Origin of the sequence: Micromonospora sp. WMMD1082 (assembly GCF_029626175.1) — a bacterium.
Taxonomy (GTDB): Bacteria; Actinomycetota; Actinomycetes; order Mycobacteriales; family Micromonosporaceae; genus Micromonospora.
Window position 1 is genome coordinate 294,787 of record NZ_JARUBM010000002.1, and the last position, 26,700, is coordinate 321,486.

Here is a 26,700-nt window from a genome sequence, read left to right on the forward strand (position 1 = left end):
TGGGCCGGAGACCGCTCGGGTGGACTGGCGACGCGCCCGGGTTAGAGGGCGCCGGACACGCGCCGGATACCAGCCAGCCATTCTGCCAGATCCCTCCCGGATCGCTCACACCGGACCGGCCCGGTTCCCCCGACAAGGCACGGACGTGACGAGAAACACACCCAGGGTCGGTCAGCGTACCGGCGGTCGGTCCCAGCCGTCGGGCAGGCGATCGGGGACGGTCCAGCCCGCCGGCGGGGTGAAGTCGCACCAGGTGCCGTCGAAGGGGAAGGCGCCGGCCTCGGCGAGGGCGATCACCCGCTTGCCCTCGGCCCGCACGGCCGCCTCGTCGGTGACCCAGTAGTGCTCCGGGAAGGCCAGCCGCTCGACGAACTCGTCCTCGTCCTTCCACTCCCAGCTGCGGTCCGGACGCACCCACACGTCGAGATCCTGGTCCACCATGTCGATGCCGGCCAGCCCGCCATCGTCCCAGCGGATGCCGGTCTCCTCCAGGTTGACGTACCAGCCGGTGAAGCATCCCCACCCGTCCCGGAACCACCAGACGGAGTGGGCCGCGCCGGTGGGCAGGTACTTCAACAGGGGCGGGCCGTTCCAGCGGCCCTGCGCCAGGCGGTACGTCGGGGTGAGCCACTCGCGGAACGGCACCGCCCGCATGCCCAGCCCGGCCTCGTTCACCTCGCCGGCGACCGGCGACCCCTCGGCCACCCAGAGCAGCAGGCCCCGCTCGTCGTCGCTGACCACCCGGGCGGGCCGGACCCACCCGATCCGCCCCCGCCGCACGTTGCGGTGCACCACCAGCCGGCCCGGCTCGAACCTCACGCCCCGACCCTACCGGCCACCAGCGCGCACGCGGCGGTGCGACATCCGCCGCCGCCCGCCCCTCCTCGGCAGGTCAGTAGGCGCGGGCGAGGACGGCGACCAGGTCGGGCTCGTCCTCGGTGTCGGGCACCGAGCCGTCGGCGCGCACCAGGCAGCGGACGGTCACGCCCTGCCCGTTGGCCCTCGCCTCGCCCTCGACACCGACGGCCGACCACGGCACCCGGGCCCAGCCGGTGCCCGCCGCCTCCAGCGCCTCGTCCAGCGTGGCCACGTCGACGGTGTGCGACTCGCGGAACGAGAGCGCCTGGTCGTGCAGCGCCCGCTGGTCGGCCTCCAGCGCGGCGAGCACCGCGCCGACCACGTCCGCCACCGGCGTGGGTGCCTTCGAGCCGTCCGTACGCCGCACCACGACCGCGTTGCCGGCGGCGAGGTCGCGGGGACCGACCTCGACGCGTACCGGATAGCCGCGCAGCTCGGCGTCGACGGCCCGGCGGCCGAACGGGGTGTCGGTGCGGTCGTCGAGCGCGACCCGGACGCCGGCGTCGCGCAGCGCGTCGCGCAGCTTGGCCGCCGCCTCGGAGACACCGTCGCCGTCCTTGACCACCATGACGTACGCCTGGACCGGCGCCAGCCTCGGCGGCACCCGCAGCCCGTTGTCGTCGCCGTGGCACATGATCAGACCGCCGAGCATCCGGGTCGAGGTGCCCCAGGAGGTCGTCCAGGCGTGCTCCCGGCCTCCCTCGGCCGAGGAGTAGCTGATGTCGAACGCCTTGGCGAAGTTCTGCCCGAGCTCGTGGCTGGTGCCCAGTTGCAGCGCCTTGCCGTCGCCCATCATGCCTTCGCAGGTGTAGGTGGCGGTCGCCCCGGCGAAGCGCTCCCGGGCGGTCTTGAGCCCGACCACCACCGGGATGCCGAGCACGCCCACCATCAGGTCCTCGTACGCCTCGTGCAGGATCTTGCGGGCGTAGGCGCGGGCGTCTTCACGCGTGGCGTGGGCGGTGTGCCCCTCCTGCCAGAGGAACTCGCTGGTCCGCAGGAAGATCCGGGGGCGCAGCTCCCACCGGACCACGTTGGCCCACTGGTTGAGCAGCAGCGGCAGGTCCCGGTACGAGTCGACCCACTTGGCCATGAACTCGCCGATCACCGTCTCGCTGGTGGGGCGCACCACGACCGGCTCGGCCAGCTGCTTGCCGCCGCCGTGGGTGACCACCGCCAGCTCGGGCGAGAAGCCCTCGACGTGCTCGGCCTCGCGCTTGAGGTAGCTCTCCGGGATGAACAGCGGGAAGTACGCGTTCTCCGCGCCGGCGGCCTTGATCCGGTCGTCCATCTCGGCCTGCATCCGCTCCCAGATGGCATAGCCGGCCGGCCGGATCACCATGGTCCCCCGCACCGGCCCGTTGTCGGCCAGCTTCGCCTTAGCGATCAGGTCCTGGTACCACCGAGGAAAGTCCTCCGCCCGCGGAGTCAGCACACGCGCCATGACCGCACATCCTATGCGCACCCCCTCCCCCGTCCCCCTCTCCCCCACACCCATCACGGTTGATCATGAAGTTGTTGTCACTCCGCCCGGCGTGTCAGGACAACAACCTCATGATCAACGGCGCGGTTTAGGGGAGGTGAGGGGGTGGGGGTGGCCGCGGAGGATGAGGTGGGTGGGGGTGCGGAGGGCACGGAGGTCCTGGCGGGGGTCTTCGGGGTAGATGGTCAGGTCGGCTGGGGCGCCTTCGACCAGGCCGGGGAGGCCCAGCCAGGCGCGGGCGGCCCAGGAGGCGGCGGCGAGGACGTCCAGCCTGGACATGCCGGCCTGCTCGTGCAGCAGCAGCATCTCCTCGACCGCGAGCCCGTGATCGATGCCGCCGCCCGCGTCGGTGCCCACGTAGATCGGCACCCCCGCCTCGTACGCGGCCCGCACCACCTGCGGGAAACGGTCGCGCAGGGCGATCATGTGGTCGGCGTACCCGGGGAACTTGCCCCGGGCCTGGTCGGCGATGCCGCCGAAGGTCCGAATGTTGATCATCGTGGGGATCAGCGCGGTGCCCTGCCGGGCCATCAGGTCGATCAGGTCCAGGCTCAACCCGGTGCCGTGCTCGACCGAGTCCACTCCGGCGCGCACCATGATCTCCACGGCCGACTCGCTGAAGGTGTGCACGGCCGCGCGTACCCCGGCGGCGTGCGCGGCGGCCACGGCGGCGGTCATCGTCTCCGCGTCCCAGGCCGGCGCCAGGTCACCGACTCCCCGGTCGATCCAGTCACCGACCAGCTTCACCCAGCCGTTGCCGGCGGCGGCCTGCTCCGCCACGGTCGCGGCCACCTCGGCCGCGCCGACCTCGACGCCGATGCCGCGCAGGTACCGCTTGGGCGGCGCCACGTGCCGCCCCGCGCGGAACAGCCGCGGCAGGTCGGGTTCGTCGTCCAACTCCGGGTACGGGAAGGGTGAGCCGGCATCCCGGATCGCGAGGACGCCCGCGTCCCGGTCGATGCGGGCCAGCGCGCGCGCCTGGTCGAGGGAGGTGATCGGCGTGCCGCCCCGGGCGATGCCGATGTGACAGTGCGCGTCGACCAGGCCGGGCAGGATGAAGCCGCCGTTGGCCACCGTCTCCGCGCCTGGGACCGGTTCGAAGGTCACCCGGTCGCCGACCAGCCACAGATCCCGGACCTCGTCGTCGGGCAGGAGCACACCGCGCACATGCAGAGCCATGCGCAAGGTTTACCCGATCACTCCTCGTCGCGCGCCAGCAACCCCGCCCGCCGGGCGGTCAGCGCGGGCAGATCCACCGATACCTTCCAGGGCCGCTCGCTGACGAAGAGATCCTCGGTGTGCGCGACGACGTCGTATTCACCGCCCGGGCTCAGCGTGTACTCCGTCAGGCTGATCTTCTCGTGCAGCGGGTCGACCACCCAGTAGCCGCGCACCCCGGCGCGGGCGTAGACCCTGGCCTTGTCGTACAGGTCGCGGAAGGTCGAGGTGGGCGGGATGACCTCGACGGCGAGCAGCGCGTCCTCGACCGGTACGGGCGAGCGGTTCGCGTGTTCGCGGCGGATGGCGACCACGTCGGGCCGGGGCTCGTTGCGCCGGTCGATCCGCATCGACAGGTCGATGCTGACCAGGTACTCGGGTGGACAGTTGACTCTCAGCGCAAGCAGTAGTTCGACGCAGAGGTCCTGATGCAGGGCGGTGGGCGACGGCACGATCAACCTTCCGTTGACCAGTTCGTACGGAAGGTCCGCCGGCAGGTCGCCGAGGTCGTCGACCGTCCACTCCGATCGCTCGGGTGGAATGGGCAGCATGGGCGCCACGGTCATGACTCCTCCTTCCAGGGGCGGCATCACCCTATGCGCCGACGATGCCACCCGCCGTCACCAATACGCTCAGCGGGGCGGCTTGCCGTCCTTGCCGAACTTGTTGAAGTCGATCTTCGGCAGCTTGAAGCCGGGCGGCAGGCCCTGGCCGGCGGCCAGGTCGTCCGGGTTCATCCCCGGCGGCAGCTGCGGCATACCACCCGGGAAGCCACCCTGCATCCCCCGGGTGCCGGCGCCGCTACGCGGCCGGCCGCCGCCCTTGGTGCCCTTGCGCTTGTTCTTCGGCGACTTGGTCGCCTTGCGCCGCCCGCCGCCGGGCAGGCCCATCATGCCGCCCATCTGCTTCATCATCTTCTGCGCGTCCGTGAAGCGGTTGAGCAGCTGGTTCACGTCCATCACGGTGACCCCGGAACCGTTGGCGATGCGCGCCCGCCGGGAACCGTTGATGATCTTCGGATTGGTGCGCTCGGCCGGGGTCATCGACCGGATGATCGCGGTGATCCGGTCGAAGTGCTTGTCGTCCACCTCGGCGAGCTGGTCCTTGACCTGCCCCATGCCCGGCATCATGGCCAGCACGTTGGCGATCGGCCCCATCCGGCGTACCGCGATGAGCTGGTCGAGGAAGTCCTCCAGGGTGAACTGCTCGCCGCCCATCAGCTTGGCGGTCATCTTCTCCTTCTGATCGGTGTCGAAGGCCGCCTCGGCCTGCTCGATCAGAGTGAGGACGTCGCCCATGCCGAGGATCCGGCTGGCCATCCGGTCGGGGTGGAAGACGTCGAAGTCCTCCAGCTTCTCGCCGGTGGAGGCGAAGAGGATCGGCTGCCCGGTCACCTCGCGGACCGACAGCGCGGCGCCACCGCGGGCGTCGCCGTCGAGCTTGGAGAGCACCACGCCGGTGATGCCCACCCCGTCGCGGAACGCCTCGGCGGTACGCACCGCGTCCTGGCCGACCATCGCGTCGATGACGAAGATGACCTCGTCCGGGTCGACCGCGTCCCGGATGTCGGCGGCCTGCTGCATCATCTCCGCGTCGATGCCGAGCCGGCCGGCGGTGTCGACGATCACCACGTCCCGGGCCGCCCGCCGGGCGTGCTCGATGGAGGACTTCGCCACCTGCACCGGGTCACCGACGCCGTTGCCGGGCTCCGGAGCGTACACCTCGACCCCGGCGCGACCACCGAGCACCTGAAGCTGCCCGACGGCGTTGGGGCGCTGGAGGTCGGCGGCGACCAGCAGCGGCTGGTGCCCCTGGGTCTTGAGCCAGCGGGCGAGCTTGCCGGCGAGCGTGGTCTTGCCGGAGCCCTGGAGGCCGGCGAGCATGATCACGGTCGGCGGCTGCTTGGCGAACTGGAGCCGGCGTCCCTCGCCACCGAGGACCCCGATCAGCTCCTCGTTGACGATCTTGATGATCTGCTGGGCCGGGTTGAGCGCCTGGGAGACCTCCGCGCTGCGCGCCCGTTCCTTGACGTTGGCGATGAAGCCCTTGACGACCGGGAGGGCGACGTCGGCCTCCAGCAGGGCGAGCCGGATCTCGCGCGCCGTCGCGTCGATGTCGGCGTCGGTGAGACGCCCCTTGCCGCGGAGCTTGGTGAAGATCCCGGAGAGGCGGTCACTCAAGGTGTCAAACACGCGAACATCCCGTTTGTCAGTGTTCCGGCGAGCACGAGCGGGGCCGGGCGAGCTGTCCGGCCACCGCTAGGGTATCCGGCCGACGGTACGGGCGCTCCGCGCCGCCTCACCCGCCGGGCGGCCGGTCGCTCTCACACGGCGGCGAGAACGGCCGCCTCCAGGCGGTCACGTTCGGGGTCGGCGGGCCAGGGGCCGACGAGGTAGAAGGCGTCCACCACGTCCCCGCCGAGCGTGGCGATCCGGGCCGCCCGCACCTGGGCGCCGGCCGCGTCCAGCGCGCTGGTCACCCGGTAGAGCAGGCCGGCGGCATCGGCGGCACGCAGTTCCAACAGCACCGCGTCGGTGGCGGCGTCCCGATGCCAGACCACCCGCGGCTGGGCCCCGGCCCCCCGTGCGGCCAGGGCCCGCCCGCGTAACCGCTGCGTCACCGACACGTCGCCGCGTACCGCCCGGCGCAGATCCGCGCTGAGCGCCACCGGATCCGGTGGCAGCCCGTAGCGCGGCTGTACCCGACACTCGACCAGGGCCCGGCCCTCCACCGTCGAGGCGTCCGCGGCGAGCACCTCCAGCCGGTGCAGCGCCAGGCACCCGGCCACCGTCGCGAGCAGGCCCCGCCGGTCGGCCGCGGCCACCGCCACCCGGTCCCCGGTGAGGTGTACGACCGGCAGCGGCCCCGCCACCAGCGCCGGATCCGGTGCCGGCGGCGCGGGCACGTCGCCGGTGTCGAGCGTGGTGCGGACCCGGGCGACCAGCTCGGCGACCAGCCGCCCCTTCCAGTCCGACCAGGCAGCCGGCCCGGTGGCGGCGGCATCGGCGCGGACCAGCGCGTACAGCAGGTCGAGGGTGGTCACGTCGCCGACCGCGTCGGCCACCCGGGCGATGGTGATCGGATCGGAGAGGTCCCGCCGGGTGGCCACCTCGGGCAGCAGCAGGTGCAGCCGGACCAGCGTGCCGATGAGCGCCGCCTCCGGCGCCGGCAGGCCGATCCGGGCCGCCATCGCCTCGGCGATCGGCGCGCCGATGATCGAGTGATCCGCCGGGGCGGCACCGGGGCCGTGCCCGTCCTCGCCCGGTAGGCCCTTGCCGATGTCGTGCAGGAACGCGCCGAGCAGCAGCAGGTCGGGGCGGTCCACGTCGCGGGTGTGCTGGCTGGCCTCGAAGGCGGTCTGCACCAGGTGCCGGTCGAGGGTGAACCGGTGCACCGGGTTGTGCTGGGGCAGGCTGCGCAGCCGGGTCCACTCCGGCAGCCACCGGTCGATCAGCCCGTACCGGTCGCAGGTCTCCCAGGCGGGGATCAGCCCCGCGCCGGCGCCCAGCAGCGTGGTCAGGGCGGACCGTGCCTCGGTCGGCCAGGGCGTCGGCATCGGCGGGCAGTAGGCGGCCAGCCACTCGCAGGTCGCTCGGGCGATCGGCAGCCCGGTGGCCGCCGCGGCGGCAGCGACCCGCAGCGAGAGGCTGGCGTCGGGGCGAGCGCCGATGGCAGTGCGGGCCAGCACCAACTCGCCGTCGTGCTCGACCACGTCGCGGGCGACCGGGCGGCGCACCGGCCGGCCGTCGGCGCCCCGGCGGCGGCCGGAACGCAGCCGGTCGGCGGCCCGGAAGGCGTCGTCGAGGGCGTGACTGACGGTACGGGCGTCACCGGCGACCCGGCGCAACAGGGCGTCACCGTCCCCGCCCGGCCGCAGCGCGGCACCGTTGCCCGTCCGTCCGGTCGGCAGCGCGGCCCGCGCCGCTTCCGGTGGCGCGGTGTCCGGCGTTTCCGTTGGCACGACGTCCGGCGCGGACTGCCGCAGGCCGAGCAGCGCGGCCGCCCCGTCGCGTTCCTGGGCGAGCAGCCGGTCGATCCGCCGGCCGGCCTGCTGGTGCAGCGCGTCGCGGGTGTCCAGCAGCCGCAGGTGCGCGGCGTGGACGGCGGGACGCAGCGCGTCGGTGATCCCGGCGGTGGCGATGGCCCGCAGGATGCCGACGTCGCGCAGGCCCCCGGCCGCCTCCTTGAGATCGCCTTCCAGCAGGAAGGCCAGTTCGCCGTGGGCCCGCCAGCGGGCGGCGGTGCTCTCCCGCAGCGGAGCGAGCTGGCGTACGGCGGTGCGCCGCCAGTGGTCGGTGGCGCTGCGCACCAGCGTGTCGGCGAGTTCGGGGTCACCGGCGACGAGCCGGGCGTCGAGCAGCCCGAGCGCCACCTTGACGTCGTCCTGGGCGACCGACAGCGCCTCGGCGACGGTGCGGACCGAGTGGTCGAGACGTAGCCCGGCGTCCCAGACCGGATACCAGAGCGCGGCGGCCAGCTCGTCGATCCCGGGCACCCCGGCGTGCACCAGCACCAGGTCGAGATCGCCGTAGGGCGCGCACTGCCGCCGGCCCAGGCCGCCGACCGCGATCAGCGCGACGCCCGGCCGGGCCGGCAGCAACCGGGCCAGCCAGGCGTCGTACGCGGCGGCCCGGGCCTGGCGCGCCGTGGCGCCGATCCCGGCCGGTACGCCGACGACCTCGTTGACCAGGAGGCCAGCACTGCCGGGGGGTTCCGGGGCTGTCCTGCTGGTCAACGAGGTCATCGATGGTGTGTTCCTACAGGGCGTCCAGGCCACGCTCGCCCGTGCGAACCCGGACGACCTCCTCGACACCGGTCACCCAGACCTTGCCGTCACCGATCTTGCCCGTCCGGGCGGCGCCGACGACGGCGTCGACGATCTTCTCGACGTCGAGCTCGTCGGTGAGCACCTCGACCCGGATCTTGGGCAGGAACTCGACGGTGTACTCGGCGCCCCGGTAGACCTCGGTGTGGCCCTTCTGCCGCCCGTAGCCCTGGACCTCGCTCACGGTCAGCCCGGCCACGCCCAGCGTGTGCAGGGCCTCCTTGACGGCGTCCAACTGGTGCGGCTTGATGACCGCGGTCACCAGCTTCATGTCCAATCCCTCCATTCCGCGGAACGTTAGCCGGCGACCTTCTCGCTTACCGGTTCGGTGGGCTCCGTCTTCGGCGTACCCGAAGGAGCGATGCCCGCGGCGGCGAACGCACCGCCACCACCCGTGGAGCTGAAGTCGTACCCGCTCTCCGCGTGCTCGGCGTTGTCGATGCCCTCGACCTCGACGTCGGCGCTGGCCCGGAAGCCGATGGTCTTCTCGATCGCGAAGCCGATGATGTACGCGACCACGAACGAGTAGACCAGCACCGCGATGACGCCGACCGCCTGCAGGCCCAGCAGCTCGATGCCGCCGCCGTAGAGCAGACCGTCGTTGCCCTCACCGGCCAGCACCTCGATGGCCAGGAAGCCGATGAGCAGCGAGCCGATGATGCCGCCGACCATGTGCACGGCCACCACGTCGAGCGAGTCGTCGTACTTGAACCGGTACTTTAGGCCCACCGCGAGCGCGCAGACCGCACCGGCGATCACGCCCAGGGCGATCGCACCCAGCGGCTCCAGGAACGCACAGGCGGGGGTGATGCCGACCAGACCGGCGATCGCGCCGGAGGCCGCGCCGAGGGTGGTCGGCTTGCCGTCGCGAATCCACTCGACCACGACCCAGCCGAGCACCGCGGCGGCGGTGGCGACCTGGGTGTTGATCAGCGAGACGGCGGCGATGCCGTCGGCCGCACCGGCCGAGCCGGCGTTGAAACCGAACCAGCCGAACCACAGCAGCGCCGCACCCAGCAGCACCATCGGCAGGTTGTGCGGCTTGAACTTGTCCTTCGGCCAGCCGACCCGGCGGCCGAGCACCAGTGCCAGGGCCAGCGCCGCGGCGCCGGCGTTGATGTGCACCGCGGTGCCACCGGCGAAGTCGAGCACGCCCAGCTCACCGATCCAGCCGCCGCCCCAGACCCAGTGCGCGACCGGGAAGTAGACCAGGGTGGCCCAGAGGCCGGCGAAGAGCAGCCACGGGCCGAACTTGGCCCGGTCGGCGATCGCGCCACTGATCAGCGCGACGGTGATCACGGCGAACATCAGCTGGAAACCGGCGAACAGGAGGTCGGGGATGCCGCCCTCGGTGCCGCTCTCCAACATGCCGCGCAGTCCGGCGGCGGAGAGATCACCGGTGATCCCGCCGATGTCGTCGCCGAACGCGATGCTGTAGCCGTAGAACACCCACAACAGGCTGACCAGGCCGATCGCGCCGAAGCTCATCATCATCATGTTGAGCACGGACTTGGATCGCGTCATGCCGCCGTAGAACAGCGCCAGGCCGGGCGTCATGAGCAACACCAGCGCGGCAGAAGTCAAAATCCAGGCGGTGGCACCAGAATCTAGCTCCGGCACGCTGCCTCCTCTCGGGTTGTTTTCTCCCTCCCTCCCGGCATCGCGCAGCATCGCCCGTACGCCGGTTGCGCGGAAGCCTGGTAGCCGGCTGTTTCACCCAAGGTCCCCGGCTGGTTTCCGAACCGTGACGGCTTGTTTCGGACGTGTGAAGAAAGTCGCACACATCGGTGACTTGGCGGGGGGCGGATCGGCCATATGGTGCGGGTCGCTCCGCCGAGGGATCAGCGCAGGGCGTACTCGAGGGCGTGCCGCTCGTAGTCGAGCAGCCGCAGGTCCCGCATCGGCCGTCGCAGATGGCCCTTGTGCACGATCCGGACAAAGGCCGGCTCCCCGGCGGCGGCCATCCGGCGGATGCCCTCGACGTGGTCGACGATCCGCTTGCGGATGGTCCGGATCAGCCGGTGCCGGTCGCGCGGAATCAGCCCGTACGCGTCGGCGAAGAGCCGCAGCCGGCGCGGCCGGTCAGGATGCTTCCACCCGAGGGTGATCGAATCCCGGTCGGAGAAAATCGGCACCCAGGTCCACGCCGCGTACGCCACGTCGTAGATCCGGGCGCCGGGCGAGGCCAGATCGAAGTCGATCAGGCCCAGCGTCCCGTCCGGCCGCCAGATCACATTGTGCGGCGCGGCGTCGTGGTGGCAGATCACCTCGGTGTCCGGCGGTGGTGGACCGAACGAGCGCCACACCGCCTGCGGCGGCGGGGCGAAACCGTACTGGGCGTCGTGGAACATCCGCAGCATGGTGGCGACGGTGACCAGCGCCTCGTCGGTGACCCAGTGGGCGGCCAGCGGGTACTCCCCGCACTCCCCCTCCAGGTACGACAACACCTCCCGGTTGCGCTCGTCCATGCCGAGGGCACGGGGGGCACCGGTGAACCCGACGTACTCCAGGTGGCGCAGCAGCGCGTGCACCGACGGGGTCCACGGTCCGGCGTTGCGCCGCACCGTGTCGCCCACCCGCACCACGGTGCTGACGTTCCCGCCGTGCAGGGGGATCTCCTGCGAAGTCACGTACGGTCTCCCGAGGCGCTGCGACGGGTGGCTCGGGTCTCGCCAGCCCGCGTACGCGCGATCGTCTCTGGTCACCCGAGATTACGCGGTCTGTCCGGAGGCGTCCGTCCCGAGCAACGCATCGACGAACTGCGCCGGGTCGAACGGCGCCAGGTCGTCCGGGCCCTCGCCGAGACCGACCAGCTTCACCGGGATGCCGAGCTTGCGCTGTACCGCGATCACGATGCCGCCCTTGGCGGTGCCGTCGAGCTTGGTGAGCACCACCCCGGTGACGTTGACCACCTCGGTGAAGACGCGGGCCTGCTCCAGGCCGTTCTGGCCGGTGGTGGCGTCGAGCACCAGCAGTGTCTCGTCGATCGGGCCGTGCTTGGACACCACCCGCTTGACCTTGCCCAGCTCGTCCATCAGGCCGACCTTGTTCTGCAGCCGGCCGGCGGTGTCGACGAGGACGGTGTCGACGCCGGTCTCGATGCCCCGCTTGACCGCGTCGAAGGCGACGCTGGCTGGGTCGGCACCCTCCGGGCCACGGACCGTCTCGGCGCCGACCCGCCCGGCCCAGGTCTGCAGCTGGTCGGCGGCGGCGGCCCGGAACGTGTCGGCGGCGCCGAGCAGCACGCTGCGCCCGTCCGCGATGAGCACGCGGGCGATCTTGCCGCAGGTGGTGGTCTTGCCCGCGCCGTTGACGCCGACCACCAGCAGCACCGCCGGCACGCCCTCCTTCGGCGCGGTGTGCAGGGCGCGGTCCAGCCCCGGGTCGAGCGCGTTGACCAACTCGACGGCGAGCAGGGTACGCAGTTCGGCAACCGTCCGGGTGCCCAGCACCCGGGTGCGCTCCTGGAGGCGGTCGACGATCTCCCGGGTGGCCTCGACTCCCACGTCGGCGCTGATCAGGCTGTCCTCGATCTCCTCCCAGACGTCCTCGTCGAGCCGGTCGCGGCTGAGCAGGCCGAGCAGGCCCTTGCCGAAGACGTTCTGGGAACGGGACAGCCGGGACCGTAGCCGCACCAGCCGGCCGGCGGTCGGCTCGGGCACCTCGACGGTCGGTGCCGGCGCCTCGACGACCGGCGGCGGCTCGACCAGGACACCGGTGGACAGGTCCGCCTCCGGTGCCTGCACCGGAGGCCCGGCGAGGTCCTCCTCCGCCCGGGTGTCGACCTCCGTACGCGGCAGCGGCGGCCCCGACCGTCGACGCAGCCGCGGCACGACCAGCCCGATGCCGCCGAGGATCAGCACGCCGAGCAGGGCGAGAGCGATGAGGAGGTATTCCGTCATGCCGGAATCCTGTCAGATGCCGGCGACCGCGTCTCAGCCACCGCTCCCGGGCCCGCTCGAGAAGCGGCGGTGGTCTCGGCCACCGCCAGCAGTGGTGTGGCCGCCGAGCGGGTAGTAAGGATGAAGCTCTGTCGTCTGGAGGTCCCGCATGCCCGCCGAGTTGCTCATCGGTCCCCTGCTGCGCCGGGTCGTCGGCACGCGGGCCACCGTGTGGGTCGAGACCACGGCGCCGGCGGTGGTCACCGTCCGCACGAGCGACGGCGCCGCCGGCACCGCGCGCACCTTCACCGCGTACGACCACCACTACGCGCTGGTGGTGGTCGACGGGCTGACCCCGGACAGCGCCACCAGCTACGAGGTGCGGGTCGACGGCGAGGTGGCCTGGCCGCTGCCGGACAGCCGCTTCCCGCCCAGCGTGATCCGTACCCGCGCCGCCGACGACCGGGATCAGCCGGTCCGCCTGCTCTTCGGGTCCTGCCGGGAGACCACGCAGCACGCCACCACCCGCAAGCTGCCGCCGGACGCGCTCGACGCGTACACCCGCCGGGTGCTGGCCGACCCCGACCCGGCGGCCCTGCCCGACCTGGTGCTGCTCCTCGGCGACCAGGTCTACGCCGACGAGACCTCGCCCACCATGCGGCGCCTGCTGCGCCGCCGGCACCGGCGCCCGGCGGGCTCCCCCCGCGACCAGGTGGTCAGCTTCGACGAGTACACCAAGCTCTACCTGGAGTCCTGGAGCGACCCGGAGATCCGCTGGCTCTTCTCCACCGTGCCGAGCGTGATGATCTTCGACGATCACGAGATCATCGACGACTGGAACACCTCGGCCTCCTGGCGGGCCGAGATGCGCCGGCAGCCCTGGTGGGCCGAGCGGATCGCCAGCGGCCTGGCCTCCTACTGGGTGTACCAGCACCTGGGCAACCTCTCCCCGGACGAGATCGCCGCCGACCCCGTCTTCGCCCGGGTGAGCGCGGCCGGAGATGCCACGGAGGTGCTGCGCGAGTTCGGCGAGCGGGTCGACACCGGGGTCGGCGGTTACCAGTGGAGCTACGCGCTCGACCTGGGCCGCACCCGGCTGGTGATGCTGGACAACCGGTGCAGCCGGGTGCTGCTGCCGGGCCACCGGGCGATGCTGCCACCCGGCGAGTGGTCGTGGTTCGTCGACCGCGTCCACGGCGACTACGACCACCTGGTGGTCGGCTCCTCGCTGCCCTGGCTGCTGCCGCCCGGCATCCACCATGTCGAGGCGTGGAACGAGAAGCTGGCCGACTCGGCCCGGCCCTGGGTCGCCGGGCTGGCCGAACGGCTGCGCCGCGGCCTCGACCTGGAGCACTGGGGCGCCTTCCGCCGCTCGTTCGACGCCCTCGCCACGCTGTTCGCCCGGATCGGCGCCGGCGCACCCGGCACACCCGACGACCGCAAGGGCGCCGGCCCGGCGTACCCGCCACCGGCGTCGATCAACGTCCTCTCCGGCGACGTGCACCACTCCTACGTGGCCCGGGTCCGCTTCGCCGACCGCGCCGTACGCACCCCCGTACACCAGCTCACCTGCTCGCCGATCCACAACCAGGTGCCCGCCGGGATGCGCCCGCTGATGCGGCTCGGCTGGGCCCGCGGGCCGGCCGGGGCGGCCCGGGCACTGGCCCGCACCGCCGGGGTGCGCCGGCCCCTGGTGAAGTGGCGCAAGCTGGCCGGACCGTACTTCGGCAACGCGGTGGCGACCCTCACCCACGCCGGCCGGGGCGCCGAGGTGGTCATCGAGGGCACCACCGACGACGGTCACCTGCGCGAGGTGGCCCGGCACCGACTCACCCCGACACCGAAGGAAGGGCCCCCGGTTGACGCCTCGCGTCGTATAGCGGCGCCCTCCTGACGCCGCAGCACCGCAGCCCGGCCGAAAACGTGTCGCCGGGTGTCAGGTATCCGGGCCAGGATGGTCGGCATGACCTGGAGAGCACCGGAGATCACCCGGGCCGCCGAGCCCTACGTCGGCGACGAGCGCACCATCCTGGCGGGTTGGCTCGACTACCACCGGCAGACCCTGCTGCACAAGTGCGCGGGCCTCACCGCCGACCAGTTGCGGACCGCGAGCGTCGAGCCGTCCGGGCTCACCCTGCTCGGCCTGGTCCGGCACCTGGCCGAGGTGGAGACCTGGTGGTTCCGGGAGAACTTCGCCGGCGAGCAGGTCGACTATCCGTTCTACACCGAGGCGAATCCGGACGCCGACTTCGACGTCAGCGACGCCGACGCCGAGGCCGACTTCGCCACCTACCACCGGGAGGTGGAGCTGGCCCGGGCCGCCGTCGTCGGCCGCTCGCTCGACGAGACGTTCACCGAGGTCGGCCCGAAGCGCCGGACGTTCAACCTGCGCTGGGTCTACGGCCACATGATCGAGGAGTACGCACGCCACAACGGGCACGCCGACCTCATCCGCGAACGTATCGACGGCGCCACCGGCGAGTGACCCGCTCAGGCCGCCAGCGCCGCCCGGAGGTAGGGGAGGTCGGTGGGGCCGGTCCAGCGGTAGGCGGAGAGGCCGGCCGCCCGGGCCCCGCTGATCGCGCGATCCTCGTCGTCGACGAAGAGCACCCGGGCCGGCGAGGTCTCCAGCGCCTCGCAGGCGGCCCGGAAGTACTCCGGCGCCGGCTTGTGCACGCCGATGACCGAGGAGTTGACCACGACGTCCAGCTCGTCGGTCAGGTCGAGCGCGGCCAGATCCTCGTCGAGCAGGTCGGTGGCGTTGGTGCCGAGGCCGACCCGGATGCCGGCGACCCGCACCTGGCGGACGAACGTCAGCACGTCGGGGTCGACCTCACCGCGATAGCGCTGCCACTGCCGCACCGCCGCGCGGGCCCGCTCGGCGTCACCCACCGACGGGGCGAGCGCGTCCGCCACGCTGGTCATCCAGTCGGCGTGGCTGACCTGGCCGGTGAGCACCGGTTGCAGCCGCTCCCACTGCATGGCGATGTCGCCGAGCACGCCGGAGGAGAGGCCGTACTCGCGCTCCACCCCGGCGGCGACCGCCGGGTTCCAGCGACGCAGTACGCCGTCGAAGTCCACCAGGAGCGCCGTCGCGCGTTCCCGAGCCACTAGCCGTCACTTCTCCTCGCCGCGGCCGTGCCGCTCGTCGTCGCCGTCGGCCCGGTTGAGCCGCTGGCTGATCACCTGGGTCACCCCACCGCGCATGGTGACGCCGTAGAGCGCGTCGGCGATCTCCATCGTGCGCTTCTGGTGCGTGATGACGATCAGCTGACTCTTCTCCCGCAGCTGCGCCAGCAGGGTGATCAATCTGCCCAGGTTCACGTCGTCGAGGGCCGCCTCCACCTCGTCCATGATGTAGAACGGGCTGGGCCGGGCGCGGAAGATCGCCACCAGCATCGCCACCGCGGTCAGCGACCGCTCGCCGCCGGAGAGCAGCGACAGCCGCTTGATCTTCTTGCCGGGCGGGCGGGCCTCGACCTCGACGCCGGTGGTCAGCAGGTCGTCCGGGTCGGTGAGGATCAGGCGCCCCTCGCCACCGGGGAACAGCACGGTGAAGACCTGCTCGAACTCGCGGGCGGTGTCGGCGAAGGCGCTGGCGAAGACCTCCAGGATCCGGTCGTCGACATCCTTCACCACGGTGAGCAGATCCCGCCGCGTCGCCTTGAGGTCCTCCAACTGCTCGGAGAGGAACTTGTAGCGCTCCTCCAGCGCGGCGAACTCCTCCAGAGCCAGGGGGTTGACCTTGCCGAGCAGGGCGAGTTCCCGTTCGGACTTGGCGGCCCGCTTCTCCTGCACCGGCCGCTCGTAGCGGACCGGTTCCGGCACCGGCAGACCGTCCCGCTCGGCGGCGGCCACCTCGGCCTCGGTGGGCGGCACCGGCTGGCTCGGGCCGTACTCGGCGATCAGCGTCTCCACGGTCAGGCCGAAGTCCTCGGCCGCCTTCGCCTCCAACTGCTCGATGCGCAGCCGCTGCTCGGCGCGGGCGACCTCGTCGCGGTGCACCTGGCTGGTCAGCCGCTCCAGCTCCGCGCCGAACCGCTTCGCGGCGGCCCGCACCTCCTGCAGCTCCGCCTCGCGGGTGGCCCGCTCGCGCGCCACCGCGTCGCGGTGCTCCTCGGCCTGGGCGATGCTGGTGGTCAGCCGGGTCAACGCCGTCCGCGCCCCGCCGGCGACCGCCCGGGCGATGGCCGCGCCCCGGGTCCGCGCCGCCCGCCGGGCCGCGGCCCGCTCGCGCGCCGCGCGCTCGGCGTTGGCCTGCCGGCGCAACGAGTCGGCCCGACCGGCGATGGAGGCGACCCGCTCCTCGGCGGTACGCACCGCGAGCCGTACCTCCATCTCGTTCTGCCGGGCCTGCGGCACCATCGCGGCGAGTTGGTCGCGTTCCTCGGTCGAGGGTTCGGCGTCGATCGGCGTCACCTCCGCCAGCCGCAGCCGCTCCTCCAGTTCCGCCAGGGCGGTCAGGTCCCGCTCCCGGGCCGCCTCGGCGCGGGCACGGGACTCGCCGAGCCGGTCGGTCTCCCCCTTCGCCGACCGGGCGGCGGCGCCCAGCTCCGCCAGCCGCCGGGCGGCGGCGTTGCGGTGGCTCTCCGCCTCCCGCTTGGCCGCGGCGGCGTGCTGCACGGCCTCCTTGGCGCCGGCCACCTCGGCGCGCGCCTCGACCAGCTGCTCCCGCAGTTCGGCGCTGGTCCGCTCGGCCGCCAGCCGGTTGGCCCGGGCCTCCTCGACGGCCGCCTGCACCTCGATGTAACTGGGCGCCTTGGCCGACCCACCCGCCGCCGCGTACGCCCCGACCACGTCACCGTCCCGGGTGACCGCGCGCAGCTCGGGGTTGCCGGCGACCACCTCGGCGGCGGCCGACAGGTCGTCGACCAGCACCACGTCGCGCAGCGCCCGGTGCACCGCGGGGCGGATCTGCGCGTCGCAGTCGACCAGGTCAGGAGCCCAGTGGGCACCGTCGGGCAGCTTCGGACGCAGCGCGTCGGCCGAGCCGGACATTCCCGGCCCGGCGGGGCTACCGACGAGCAGCCCGGCGCGCCCGGCGTCGGAGATCTTCAGCAGGCGCATCGCCTCGACGGCCTCGTCCACACCGGTGACCGCGACCGCGTCGGCCAGCCCGCCGAGCGCCGCGGCGAGCGCCGCCTCGTGGCCCGGGGCGACCGTGAGCAGGCCGGCGAGGCCACCCAGCAGACCGGGCACCTGGTCGGCGCGGGCCAGCAGCGCCCCGGCGCCGTCCTTGCGGCGCAGGCCGAGAGCGAGCGCCTCCTCCCGGGCCTTCCAGGTGGCGGCATCCTTCTCCGCCGCCCGTTCCGCGTCGGACAGGGACCGGAGCGTCGCCTGCGCCCGCTCCTGGGCGGCGACCGCCTCGGCGTGCCGGGCGTCCAGGTCGGCGTTGTCGCGGTCCGCCTCGGTGGACTGCTCGGCGACCGCGTCCAGCTCGGCCTGGGCCCGCTCGGCCCGGGCCAGCGCGTCGGTGTGCGCGGCGGCGAGCCGCTCGATCTCCTCGCCGGCGCTGGTGGTCCGCGCCCGGGCGGAGTTCACCTGCCCGGTCAGCCGGGCCAGCCCCTCCCGCCGGTCGGCGATCGCCTTCGCGGCGGCGACCAGCTCCCGCTCGGCGGCGGCGAGCTGCCGTTCCAGCTCCTGCCGGTGCTCGACCGCCTCGGCCAGCCGGACCTGGTCGTCGGTGAGCGCCGCGCGCAGCTCCTCCTCCTGTTCGCGGACCCGGTCGGCCTCGGCCTCCAGCAGGTCCGGGTCTCGCCCCGGGCGCTCGTCGTCCGGCGTGGCGCTCAGGTGCCGCAGCCGCTCGACCGCGAGCTGCTCGATCGAACGGAACCGCTCCTGCAACGCAGAGAGCTTGTACCAGGTGTCCTGGGCGGCGGCCAGCAACGGAGCGTCGGACGCCAGCGCACCCTCCAGCTCACCGAGGCGCGACTGGACCTCGGCGTGCTCGGCCTCCACCTGCTCCCGCCGCTGCCGCAGCGCGGTCTCGTCGGCGATCTCCTTGTCCAGCGTGGTCCGCAGGGTGGCGAGGTCGTCGGCGAGCAGCCGCAACCGGGAGTCACGCAGGCTGGCCTGGATCACGGCGGCCCGTCGGGCCACCTCGGCCTGCCGGCCGAGCGGCTTGAGCTGGCGACGCAGCTCGGCGGTGAGGTCGGTGAGCCGGTTGAGGTTGGTCTGCATCGCGTCGAGCTTGCGCAGCGCCTTTTCCTTGCGCTTGCGGTGCTTCAGGACGCCGGCCGCCTCCTCGATGAACGCGCGACGGTCCTCCGGCTTGGCGTGCAGCATCCCGTCGAGCCGGCCCTGCCCGACGATGATGTGCATCTCGCGGCCGATGCCGGAGTCCGACAGCAGTTCCTGGATGTCGAGCAGGCGGCAGGAATCGCCGTTGATCTCGTATTCGCTCTCCCCGGAACGGAACATCCGGCGGGTGATGGAGACCTCGGTGTACTCGATCGGCAGGGCGCCGTCGGTGTTGTCGATCGTGAGGGTCACCTCGGCCCGGCCCAGCGGCGCCCGACCGGCGGTGCCGGCGAAGATGACATCCTCCATCTTGCCGCCGCGCAACGCCTTCGCGCCCTGCTCACCGAGCACCCAGGCGATGGCGTCGACGACGTTGGACTTGCCGGAGCCGTTCGGGCCCACCACACAGGTGATCCCCGGCTCCAGCTTGAGCGTCGTCGCGGAGGCGAAAGACTTGAAACCCTTCACCGTCAGGCTCTTGAGATGCACCTTCTCGATCCTCGTCCGGTGGCCGCCGTACCGTCGCCCGGCTGCGCGGACCCTGGTAAACCCGCAGACTAACCCGGGACCGGGTGGGCCGCGCGACGCGACCCGCCTGCCGGTCGCCGCGCACCGTCCGGCCCGCACCCTCCGCACCGAACGGCCCAGGTCGGTGGGTACGCACAGAGCTGCGCGCCGGCACTTCGTGTCGGCGCGCTTTGTGCGGTGGTGCTATTCGATTGTGGCGGGCCAGTTGGGTTCAGTCGCTCGGCGGCGACCGGTTGGTCCAGTCGCCTGTCGGCGACCAGGTGGGTCAGGTCAGCGCCGGCTCGGCCAGACGGAGCAGATCGTCCGCCTCCGCCGCAGCCGCCGCGAGCCGATCGTTCTCAGCACGCAGCCGGGTGACCTCGAACTCCAGTGACTGAACCCTGGCACGCAGTCGGGTGACCTCGTCGAGCAGGCGCCGGTCGGGCGCCGCACCTACGTGGCCGAAGAGGGCCTTCGCCATTTTTTCTCCTTGATGTGCGCTGCCGGAGAGGCCGGCCAACGCGCGCCCTTGTTATAGCGCGACTGCCATTCCCACGAATTCTGGGCACGGCCGGGCGCGACTGGCGACATCTCCATATTGAGCCGACAGCCCTGATTCGTCAAGTTCTCGCAGGCCGTAGATCATCTCGGTGTCGACCCGACCCGTCGCGGGAGGCTGCCACAAGGCGCGGACACGCTCTGTCCGGACACCCCGACTCTACGCTTCCGAAACGTCGAACACCTCACCCGGACAGGCAGGCTCCTCTTAACTCTTCCTTAGCCACGTTGCTGCTGCTCAGGCACAACACGTAGCGTCACCCCGGCCCGTAACCAACCCGTGGAGGCGACAGGCGTGCACGGCTGGAATGATCCGATCGACCCGGAGCACACCCCGCGGCGACCGGAACCGCCGACCGACCACCCGGCCTGGTTGACCGACCGGCCGGCGCCTCGGTCGTCCTACCTGTTCGGCGACGAACCGGAGAGTCCCTCCGATGGGTGGTACCGCGACCAGCCGACCGAGCAGTGGCGTCCCGACGACGCGCACCCGTATCGGGCGACGGACGCCTACGAACCGGCCGAACGGTCGTACCCGGCGGCCGGACAGGACCGGTACGACATCCCCGTTTCGGATACCTCCTTCGGGCAGGACGGTGGTCGGCACCACCGCGACGACGAGCGCTACCGGCCCATCGAGCCGGCGGACGGGCACTACGAGCCGGTGAGCGGGCACTACGAGCCGGCCGACGGGCGCTACGGGCCGGCCACCGACGGCTGGTCGGTCGGCGAGCACGCGCCGTCGGGCGACCTCGCCGACGACCGGACCGCCGTCCACGCCGTCGACTGGACCGGGCACCACGCGCCGCACGCCGGGGCGTACGACGCCGGTCGGTACGACGACCAGCCCGGTGGGTACGCCGGACCGGACGGATGGTCCGGCTACGGACCGCCGGATGCCGAGCGCCCCGGTGCGGCCGACGTCGACCGGCAGGGCCGCGAACCGGCCGGTTCCGGCCGCCGGTCCCGCCGGCTGCCGCGCCCCCTGGTGATGGGCGGTGCCGCCGCGGCGGCCACCCTCGTGGTGAGCCTCGGCGTCGCGGCCCTCGCGCTGCCCGGCGACGACACCCCGGCCAACACCACCGCCGGTGAGACCCCGATCGCCACCGCGCCGGCCCTGCCGGAGGAGGACGAGGCGATCCCCTTCGACACGTACGACATCCCGGAGGTCTCCCCCAGCCCGAGCGTCTCCCCCAGCACGGCCGCGCCGTCGCTGACGCCGTCGCCGAGGCAGACCGCCCGGCCCACGCCCGCTCCGTCGCGCAGCACGTCGCCCTCCCGGCTGGGCGTCGACCGCCAGGGCAGCCCGAGCCGGGGCGCCTCGGCCAGCCCGTCCCCCACCAGCGGCGCCACGTCCGAGGCGGCACAGGTCGTGGAGCTGGTCAACGCCGAGCGGGCAAAGGCCGGCTGCGGCGCGCTGAGCATCGACGAGAAGCTGATGACCGCGGCCCAGCGGCACAGCCAGGACCAGGCGGACAGCCAGAACATGTCGCACAGCGGCAGCGACGGCAGCGACCCCGGGGAGCGGCTCGACCGGGTCGGGTACGCGTGGCGCACCTACGGCGAGAACGTGGCCTGGAACCAGCGGACGCCGGCCGCCGTCATGGACGCCTGGATGAACAGCTCCGGGCACCGGGCCAACATCCTCAACTGCGCCTTCACCGAGATCGGCGTCGGCGTGGCGAGCAGCAACGGGCCGTACTGGACGCAGGTCTTCGCCGCACCGCGCTGATCCCGGACCGCACCGCACGCCGCCCCGCTGCCGGGGCGGCGGCGAGTCCTCGTCGGGTCTGTACTCGTTTGACCGGGTGAGGTACGCCGGGTGCCCGGCGTGCCGGCTCGGGCGGCCCGGTGCCGCCCCGCGACGTGCGGAGCGGGCGATGCGGATCGGGCTGGCCGGACAACCGGCGCGGTGGATGCGCCACGCGGCGCTGCCGGCCGGCCTGACGCTCGCGCTGCTCGCCACGGTGGCCGCCTGCCGGCCGGACCTCACCCCGCCCGGCGCGCCGACCAGGTGGCCGACCACCGCTGCCCGGCACTGGCAGTGGCAGTGGCAACTGGCCGGGGTGCTGGACCCGACGGTCGAGGCGGACGTGTTCGTGCTCGATGCGGTCGACACCACCGCCGCACAGACCGCCGAGCTGCGTTCCCGGGGTCGCCGGCTGGTCTGCCACGTGCCCGTCGGGTCGTTCCACCCCAGCGACCCCGACGCGAGCCGCTACCCGGCACAGGTACGCGGTACCACGGTGGCCGCCACCGGCCGCGTCTGGCTGGACGTACGCCGCTGGGACACCGTGCGGCCGGTGCTGGCCGACCGGTTCCGGCTCTGCCGCGGCAAGGGTTTCGGTGCGGTGGTGCTCGCGGACGCCGACGGCTACGACCGGCGTTCCGGCTTCCTGCTGGAGTTCGACGACCAGTTGCAGTTCAACCGCCGGGTCGCCGCGCTGGCCCGCTCCCTCGATCTCTCCCCCGGCCTGCTCGGCAGCCTGCCGCAGGTCGCCGCGCTGGCACCGGACTTCGACTTCGCGGTCAACGAGGAGTGCGTACGGCTGAGGCAGTGCGACAAGCTGCTGCCGTTCGCCGACGCCGGCAAACCGGTGTTCCACGTCGAGTACACCGGCACCACCAGCGACTTCTGCGTCACCAGCGTCGGCTACGGCTTCGCCTCCATCCGCAAGAACCGCACCCTGGACGCCTGGCGCCGCCCCTGCCCACCCCCGCCCTAACCTCACCCGCACCCCGCACCCCGCACCCCGCCGATCTTGCACTTATGGTCGCCGATATAACCCTTTTGACAGCTTCTGTCGCGACCACAACTGCAAGATCGGCGCGCGGGGTGGGGGTGGGGGTGGGGGTGGAGGGCGGGGGTTAGGGGCGGGGGCGAGGGCGGGGTTGGCAGCGGGGGCAGCTGTAGGACGAGCGGTTCATGAAGGGCTCGCGGCGGATCGGGGCGCCGCAGCGGGGGCAGGGCTGCCCCTCGCGGCCGTACGCGTTCAACGACCGGTCGAAGTAGCCGCTCTCCCCGTTGACGTTGACGTAGAGGGCGTCGAAGCTCGTACCGCCCGCCGTGATCGCCTCGCCGAGCACGTCCCGCACGTGCGTGAGCAGCCGCCGGGCGGCCGGGCCGGTCAGCGCATCGGTGGGTCGGGTGCCGTGCAGCCCCGCCCGCCACAGCGCCTCGTCGGCGTAGATGTTGCCGACGCCGGAGATCAGGCTCTGGTCGAGCAGGGCTCGCTTGACCTCGGTACGCCGCCGACGCAACGCCGCCACGAACTCCGGGTCGGAGAACTCCGGGTCCAGCGGATCCCGGGCGATGTGCGCGATCTCCACCGGCAGGGTGCCGCCCCCCTCGCTGACCGACAGCCCGCCGAACGTCCGCTGGTCGACGAAGCGCAGCTCCGGCCCGCCGTCGTCGAAACGGAATCGCACCCGCAGATGCGCCTCGTCGGGCGTGGCCGTCGGTTGCAGCAGCAGTTGCCCGGACATCCCGAGATGCCCGATCACCGCGTCGCCGCTGTCCAGCGGAAGCCAGAGATACTTGCCGCGCCGGCGTACGCCGAGCACGGTCCGGCCGGCCAGGACGTCGGCGAAGTGTGCCCCGCCCGGCACGTGCCGGCGGACCGCACGGGGGTGGCGTACCTCCACGGAGGAGATCCGTCGGCCGGTCACCCAACGGGCCAACCCCTGCCGGACGGTCTCCACCTCGGGCAGCTCAGGCACGGTGCGCCTGCGCCTCGACCTCGTCGACCGTGTCCCGGCCATCGCCGGCCACCGCGTCCACCTGGTCGTCCACCCGCTCCGCCCTGCCGTCGGCGGTCGTCTCGGCCTGCTCGGTGAGGGTCCGCCAGGCGGAGGCCGCCGCCCGCTGCTCGGCCTCCTTCTTGCTGCGCCCGTCGGCTCCGCCGTAGCGGTTGCCGGCGACCACCACCCAGGCGGTGAAGGTCTTCAGATGGTCCGGCCCGGTGCCCTCGATCCGGTACTCCGGAACCCCGAGACCGAGTGCGGCGGTCAACTCCTGCAGGCTGGTCTTCCAGTCCAGCGCGGCACCCCGGCCGGCCGACTCGGCCATCAGCGGGTCGAACAGCCGATGGATCACGATGGCGGCGGTGTCCAGCCCGTACTGGAGGTAGATCGCACCGAGCAGCGCCTCCAGGGTGTCGGCGAGGATGCTCGCCTTGTCCCGGCCGCCGGTGGTCTCCTCGCCCTTGCCGAGCAGCAGGTAGGGGCCGAGGCCGTCCGGGCCGAGGCCGCGCGCCACGTCGGCGAGCGCGCGCATGTTGACCACGCTGGCGCGCAGCTTCGCCAGCTGCCCCTCGGGCAGGTCGGGGTGGTTCTCGAAGAGCGCGGTCGTGATCACCACACCCAGCACCGAGTCGCCGAGGAACTCCAGCCGTTCGTTGGTGGGCAGGCCGCCGTTCTCGTACGCGTACGAGCGGTGGGTGAGCGCCCTCTCCAGCAGCTCCGGGTCCAGTGACACACCGAAGGCCGCCTCCAGATGGCCGATCGCGGGCCGCCGGCGCTTGTCATTGCTCATGTGCGTACCTCGGTGTCGGTCGTACGATCGGTGCGGTCCCCGGCCAGCAGCGCGGCGACCCGGTCGGTGGCGTCGCGCCGCCAGAGATGGGCGGCCAGGGCGATGCCGGAGGCGATATCGTCGGCGCGGGCGGCTCCATGGCAGACGACCACCGTCCCGGCCACTCCGAGCAGGGCGGCCGCCCTGGGCGCGCCGCCACCCGGCGGTGGCCCGCCGGCCATCGCGTACGCGCCCTCGACGGCCTTGAGCAGCACGTTACCGGTGAACCCGTCGGTGACCACCACATCGGCGCGCGTGCCGAGGCAGACGTCGTACCCCTCGACGAGCCCGATGTAGCGGGCGTCGGCGGGCAGGGCGGCGGTGCTGAGCATCGGGTCGGCGAGCCGGCGGGCCCGGTCACCCTTGCCGGGCTCGGTGCCCACGGAGAGCAGCCCGACCCGGGGCTCGACCACGCCGTGGGCGACCACGGCGTACGCGGCACCCAGCACGGCGTGCCGGGTCAGCGTCGCCGGGCCCGGCTCCAGCGAGCCGCCGACGTCGAGCAGTACGACGGGACCCGAGACGGCGGGCAGCGCGGCGGCGAGTGCCGGCCGCCGGACGCCGGGCCAGCGGCCGAGGCCGAGGGCGGCGGCGGTGACCGTCGCGCCGGTGGAGCCGGCGGAGACCAGCGCGTCGGCCAGCCCGGCGCGAACGGCGGCGACGGCCGCCCGGACGCTGCTCTCGGCGCGGGCGGCGCTGGGATCACCGGCCATGTCGACGGCGGTGTGCGCCGGCCGGACCGTGATCCGGCCCCGTTGCACCGGGTCGAGGGCGCCGATCAGCGCGCCGGCCGCTTTCGTCGGGCCGACGAGAATCAGGTGCAGGTCCGGGTCGGCGTGCACCGCCCGCAGAGCGCCGTCCACCACGACGGCGGGAGCCTCGTCCCCGCCGAGGAGGTCAACGGCGATCCGTGCGGTGCCCGGCTCCATCTCGACGCCGGCCGGTGAGAGCCGGCCGGCGTCGGCGGGAGCAACGGGCGACCGCCGGGAGGTGCGCGTCGCCCGACCCGTGGTCGGAGACGTCACGCGCCGTCCGGATCAGACCTCGAGGACCTGGCGGCCGTTGTAGGTGCCGCAGACGGAGCAGGCGGCGTGCGGCAGCTTCGCGGACTTGCACTGCGGGCAGGCGACGGTCGCGACCGCCGCGGCCTTCCAGTTCGCCCGGCGGGACCGGGTGTTGCTGCGCGACATCTTGCGCTTGGGGACGGCCACGGTTCTTACTCCTCTGTACGGGTCAGTTGCGACAGGCCCGCCCAACGCGGGTCGATCTGCTGGTGGCTGTGGTCGGCCGGCAGATCGTCCCGCTGCACCCCGCACTCGGGGCACAGGCCGGGGCAGTCCTGGCGGCACAGCGGGTTGGTCGGCAGCGCGAGCACCACCGCATCCCGCAACGCCGGTTCCAGGTCGATCAGGTCTCCCTGCATTCGACCGACCTCATCCTCCGCGGTGGTGGCGTCCGTGGTGCTGTTCGCGTAGGCGTACAGCTCCTGGATCGTCACCGTCACCGAGTCGTTGATCTCGCGCAGGCAGCGACCGCACTCGCCCCGGATCGGACCGCTGACGGTCCCCGAGACGAGCACGCCCTCGGACACCGACTCCATCCGCAGATCGAGGTCGAGGCCCGCGCCCTCCGGCACGCCGATCAACTCCACGCCGAGGTCCGACGGCGCCGAGACCACCCGTTTGACGGTACGCAAGGCACCAGGTCGGCGCGGCAGCTCCCTCGTGTCGAGGACCAGCGGCGACCTGGGGTCGAGTGAAGTGGGTGAATTCTTGGGCATAGTCAGACTCCGGCCGGTGAGGGGCCGACTAACGAGGTTACCTGGACGGACGCCCCAGCGTCGAACCGGGGGGCGACCGGCGGTCACGCCGACGGCGGTGCCGATGGAGACACCGTCGGGAAGCCCGGCGCGAGCGGGGCGTAGCCCGGGCGGCGGTGCCCCCGACAGCCGCTCAGAAGGGCAGCGGCCGCTCCGCCTCGTCGCCGGCGAAGGTGCCGATCTCCCGCAGCGCGTGCATCTTGTCCCGGCCGCGCTCGATCGAGGCCAGCGCCCGGGTGAGGAACTGCTCGAAGTTGGCCAGCGCGGTGTCGACGTAGTCGTCGACCTCCTCGCGCAGGCGCTGCGCCTCGGCGCGGGCCTCGGCGATGATCCGGGCACCCTCATGCTCGGCCGAAACGGTGATCTCGTTCACCGAGACGAGCCGGGCATGTTCCGCCTCACCCTCGCTGATGATCCGGTCGGCCTCCCGCTTGCCGGCCTCCATGATCTTGTCCCGCTCCTCCAGCAGGGCGGCGGCCCGGCGCAGGTCGGCGGGGAGCTCGCCGCGCAGCTCGTCGAGGGCCGCGATCATCTCGCCGCGGTCGACCATGCAGTTGTTACGCGACATCGGAACGGAGCGTGCCTGCTCCACGATGGCGATCAGTTCGTCGATGCGGTCGAGCGGGTCCACCGGTACCTCACTCCTGTCGTTCGTCGGGCCGACCTACATCATGCGGCCTGCGGCCAATTTCCCGCCTCACCCAATGATGTCGTCCCCCGCCCCTCCCCCGCCCCATCCCC

The 26,700-nt window shown here is 72.8% G+C and carries 23 protein-coding genes; 4 read left to right on the forward strand and 19 right to left on the reverse strand.

Annotated features, from left to right (window positions below; translation table 11 throughout):
• Nucleotides 1-171 precede the first annotated feature (171 nt).
• From O7615_RS01440 to ftsY, 10 genes are all read right to left on the reverse strand, one after another.
• Complete coding sequence (locus O7615_RS01440; RefSeq protein WP_278175297.1) at nucleotides 172-819, reverse strand: DUF402 domain-containing protein; 648 nt, start codon at nucleotides 817-819, stop codon at nucleotides 172-174.
• A gap of 73 nt (nucleotides 820-892) precedes the next feature.
• The gene (proS, locus tag O7615_RS01445) at nucleotides 893-2,299 is read right to left on the reverse strand and encodes a proline--tRNA ligase (protein WP_278175299.1); all 1,407 of its coding nucleotides are present in this window, start codon (nucleotides 2,297-2,299) and stop codon (nucleotides 893-895) included.
• Nucleotides 2,300-2,413: 114 nt separating this feature from the next.
• Nucleotides 2,414-3,517: an amidohydrolase family protein gene (locus O7615_RS01450; RefSeq protein ID WP_278175300.1), complete on the reverse strand. Its 1,104-nt coding sequence runs from the start codon at nucleotides 3,515-3,517 to the stop codon at nucleotides 2,414-2,416.
• 17 nt (nucleotides 3,518-3,534) lie between these two features.
• Nucleotides 3,535-4,122 carry a Uma2 family endonuclease gene (locus tag O7615_RS01455; RefSeq protein ID WP_278175301.1) on the reverse strand — a complete coding sequence of 196 codons (588 nt, stop codon included), beginning with the start codon at nucleotides 4,120-4,122 and terminating at the stop codon, nucleotides 3,535-3,537.
• A gap of 66 nt (nucleotides 4,123-4,188) precedes the next feature.
• On the reverse strand, nucleotides 4,189-5,748 hold the full coding sequence (ffh, locus tag O7615_RS01460) for a signal recognition particle protein (RefSeq protein ID WP_278175302.1): 1,560 nt from the start codon (nucleotides 5,746-5,748) through the stop codon (nucleotides 4,189-4,191).
• Nucleotides 5,749-5,879: 131 nt separating this feature from the next.
• Entirely contained in the window at nucleotides 5,880-8,300 is a 2,421-nt protein-coding gene (locus tag O7615_RS01465) for a [protein-PII] uridylyltransferase (protein WP_278175303.1), read from the reverse strand.
• A gap of 13 nt (nucleotides 8,301-8,313) precedes the next feature.
• Complete coding sequence (locus O7615_RS01470; protein ID WP_278175304.1) at nucleotides 8,314-8,652, reverse strand: P-II family nitrogen regulator; 339 nt, start codon at nucleotides 8,650-8,652, stop codon at nucleotides 8,314-8,316.
• A gap of 26 nt (nucleotides 8,653-8,678) precedes the next feature.
• Nucleotides 8,679-10,001, reverse strand: a complete 1,323-nt coding sequence (locus O7615_RS01475) for an ammonium transporter (RefSeq protein ID WP_278175305.1) — start codon at nucleotides 9,999-10,001, stop codon at nucleotides 8,679-8,681.
• Between the two features lie 221 nt (nucleotides 10,002-10,222).
• Nucleotides 10,223-11,086 (reverse strand): aminoglycoside phosphotransferase family protein, encoded by an 864-nt coding sequence (locus tag O7615_RS01480; RefSeq protein WP_278175306.1) that lies wholly within the window; start codon nucleotides 11,084-11,086, stop codon nucleotides 10,223-10,225.
• Nucleotides 11,087-11,092: 6 nt separating this feature from the next.
• On the reverse strand, nucleotides 11,093-12,283 hold the full coding sequence (gene ftsY / locus O7615_RS01485) for a signal recognition particle-docking protein FtsY (protein WP_278175308.1): 1,191 nt from the start codon (nucleotides 12,281-12,283) through the stop codon (nucleotides 11,093-11,095).
• Between the two features lie 148 nt (nucleotides 12,284-12,431).
• Between ftsY and O7615_RS01490 the strand changes: the two genes are divergently transcribed.
• A complete protein-coding gene (locus O7615_RS01490; protein ID WP_278175310.1) occupies nucleotides 12,432-14,156 on the forward strand; it encodes an alkaline phosphatase D family protein in 1,725 nt (574 codons plus the stop codon).
• Between the two features lie 69 nt (nucleotides 14,157-14,225).
• Nucleotides 14,226-14,747, forward strand: a complete 522-nt coding sequence (locus O7615_RS01495) for a DinB family protein (RefSeq protein ID WP_278175311.1) — start codon at nucleotides 14,226-14,228, stop codon at nucleotides 14,745-14,747.
• A gap of 5 nt (nucleotides 14,748-14,752) precedes the next feature.
• Here O7615_RS01495 and O7615_RS01500 read toward each other — a convergent pair whose 3' ends face one another.
• The 3 genes from O7615_RS01500 to O7615_RS01510 form a co-directional block, all read right to left on the reverse strand.
• Nucleotides 14,753-15,373, reverse strand: a complete 621-nt coding sequence (locus O7615_RS01500; RefSeq protein WP_278175312.1) for an HAD-IA family hydrolase — start codon at nucleotides 15,371-15,373, stop codon at nucleotides 14,753-14,755.
• 6 nt (nucleotides 15,374-15,379) lie between these two features.
• Entirely contained in the window at nucleotides 15,380-18,991 is a 3,612-nt protein-coding gene (gene smc, locus O7615_RS01505) for a chromosome segregation protein SMC (protein WP_278175314.1), read from the reverse strand.
• A 304-nt stretch (nucleotides 18,992-19,295) separates the two neighbouring features.
• On the reverse strand, nucleotides 19,296-19,490 hold the full coding sequence (locus tag O7615_RS01510; RefSeq protein WP_111213647.1) for a hypothetical protein: 195 nt from the start codon (nucleotides 19,488-19,490) through the stop codon (nucleotides 19,296-19,298).
• A 372-nt stretch (nucleotides 19,491-19,862) separates the two neighbouring features.
• Here O7615_RS01510 and O7615_RS01515 point away from each other — a divergent pair, with 372 nt between their 5' ends.
• Nucleotides 19,863-21,299 (forward strand): CAP domain-containing protein, encoded by a 1,437-nt coding sequence (locus O7615_RS01515; protein ID WP_278175316.1) that lies wholly within the window; start codon nucleotides 19,863-19,865, stop codon nucleotides 21,297-21,299.
• A gap of 148 nt (nucleotides 21,300-21,447) precedes the next feature.
• The gene (locus O7615_RS01520; protein ID WP_278175317.1) at nucleotides 21,448-22,293 is read left to right on the forward strand and encodes an endo alpha-1,4 polygalactosaminidase; all 846 of its coding nucleotides are present in this window, start codon (nucleotides 21,448-21,450) and stop codon (nucleotides 22,291-22,293) included.
• A gap of 142 nt (nucleotides 22,294-22,435) precedes the next feature.
• Here O7615_RS01520 and mutM read toward each other — a convergent pair whose 3' ends face one another.
• The 6 genes from mutM to O7615_RS01550 all read right to left on the reverse strand — a co-directional run bounded on the left by mutM (nucleotide 22,436) and on the right by O7615_RS01550 (nucleotide 26,590).
• Nucleotides 22,436-23,287, reverse strand: a complete 852-nt coding sequence (gene mutM, locus O7615_RS01525; protein ID WP_278175319.1) for a bifunctional DNA-formamidopyrimidine glycosylase/DNA-(apurinic or apyrimidinic site) lyase — start codon at nucleotides 23,285-23,287, stop codon at nucleotides 22,436-22,438.
• Nucleotides 23,280-24,101 (reverse strand): ribonuclease III, encoded by an 822-nt coding sequence (gene rnc, locus O7615_RS01530; protein WP_278175321.1) that lies wholly within the window; start codon nucleotides 24,099-24,101, stop codon nucleotides 23,280-23,282. Before rnc ends, mutM begins: the two co-directional genes overlap by 8 nt.
• Nucleotides 24,098-25,069, reverse strand: coding sequence for a phosphate acyltransferase PlsX (locus O7615_RS01535; protein ID WP_278181946.1), 972 nt, complete (start codon nucleotides 25,067-25,069; stop codon nucleotides 24,098-24,100). The genes rnc and O7615_RS01535 overlap by 4 nt, the downstream gene beginning before the upstream one ends.
• Before the next feature lie 108 nt (nucleotides 25,070-25,177).
• On the reverse strand, nucleotides 25,178-25,351 hold the full coding sequence (gene rpmF, locus O7615_RS01540) for a 50S ribosomal protein L32 (protein ID WP_091435485.1): 174 nt from the start codon (nucleotides 25,349-25,351) through the stop codon (nucleotides 25,178-25,180).
• Nucleotides 25,352-25,356: 5 nt separating this feature from the next.
• Nucleotides 25,357-25,920 carry a YceD family protein gene (locus O7615_RS01545; protein ID WP_278175322.1) on the reverse strand — a complete coding sequence of 188 codons (564 nt, stop codon included), beginning with the start codon at nucleotides 25,918-25,920 and terminating at the stop codon, nucleotides 25,357-25,359.
• A gap of 172 nt (nucleotides 25,921-26,092) precedes the next feature.
• Nucleotides 26,093-26,590: a hypothetical protein gene (locus O7615_RS01550; protein WP_278175324.1), complete on the reverse strand. Its 498-nt coding sequence runs from the start codon at nucleotides 26,588-26,590 to the stop codon at nucleotides 26,093-26,095.
• Between the last annotated feature and the right edge of the window lie 110 nt (nucleotides 26,591-26,700).

What these genes read in the sequence shown, in the direction of transcription:
- O7615_RS01510 (WP_111213647.1), bottom strand. Translation starts at nt 19,490, where the DNA reads ATGGCGAAGGCCCTCTTCGGCCACGTAGGTGCGGCGCCCGACCGGCGC.
- O7615_RS01520 (WP_278175317.1), top strand. Translation starts at nt 21,448, where the DNA reads ATGCGGATCGGGCTGGCCGGACAACCGGCGCGGTGGATGCGCCACGCG.
- ftsY (WP_278175308.1), bottom strand. Translation starts at nt 12,283, where the DNA reads ATGACGGAATACCTCCTCATCGCTCTCGCCCTGCTCGGCGTGCTGATC.
- O7615_RS01495 (WP_278175311.1), top strand. Translation starts at nt 14,226, where the DNA reads ATGACCTGGAGAGCACCGGAGATCACCCGGGCCGCCGAGCCCTACGTC.
- O7615_RS01545 (WP_278175322.1), bottom strand. Translation starts at nt 25,920, where the DNA reads ATGCCCAAGAATTCACCCACTTCACTCGACCCCAGGTCGCCGCTGGTC.
- O7615_RS01470 (WP_278175304.1), bottom strand. Translation starts at nt 8,652, where the DNA reads ATGAAGCTGGTGACCGCGGTCATCAAGCCGCACCAGTTGGACGCCGTC.
- O7615_RS01490 (WP_278175310.1), top strand. Translation starts at nt 12,432, where the DNA reads ATGCCCGCCGAGTTGCTCATCGGTCCCCTGCTGCGCCGGGTCGTCGGC.
- O7615_RS01450 (WP_278175300.1), bottom strand. Translation starts at nt 3,517, where the DNA reads ATGGCTCTGCATGTGCGCGGTGTGCTCCTGCCCGACGACGAGGTCCGG.
- O7615_RS01465 (WP_278175303.1), bottom strand. Translation starts at nt 8,300, where the DNA reads ATGACCTCGTTGACCAGCAGGACAGCCCCGGAACCCCCCGGCAGTGCT.
- rnc (WP_278175321.1), bottom strand. Translation starts at nt 24,101, where the DNA reads ATGAGCAATGACAAGCGCCGGCGGCCCGCGATCGGCCATCTGGAGGCG.
- O7615_RS01535 (WP_278181946.1), bottom strand. Translation starts at nt 25,069, where the DNA reads ATGGAGCCGGGCACCGCACGGATCGCCGTTGACCTCCTCGGCGGGGAC.
- O7615_RS01455 (WP_278175301.1), bottom strand. Translation starts at nt 4,122, where the DNA reads ATGACCGTGGCGCCCATGCTGCCCATTCCACCCGAGCGATCGGAGTGG.
- proS (WP_278175299.1), bottom strand. Translation starts at nt 2,299, where the DNA reads ATGGCGCGTGTGCTGACTCCGCGGGCGGAGGACTTTCCTCGGTGGTAC.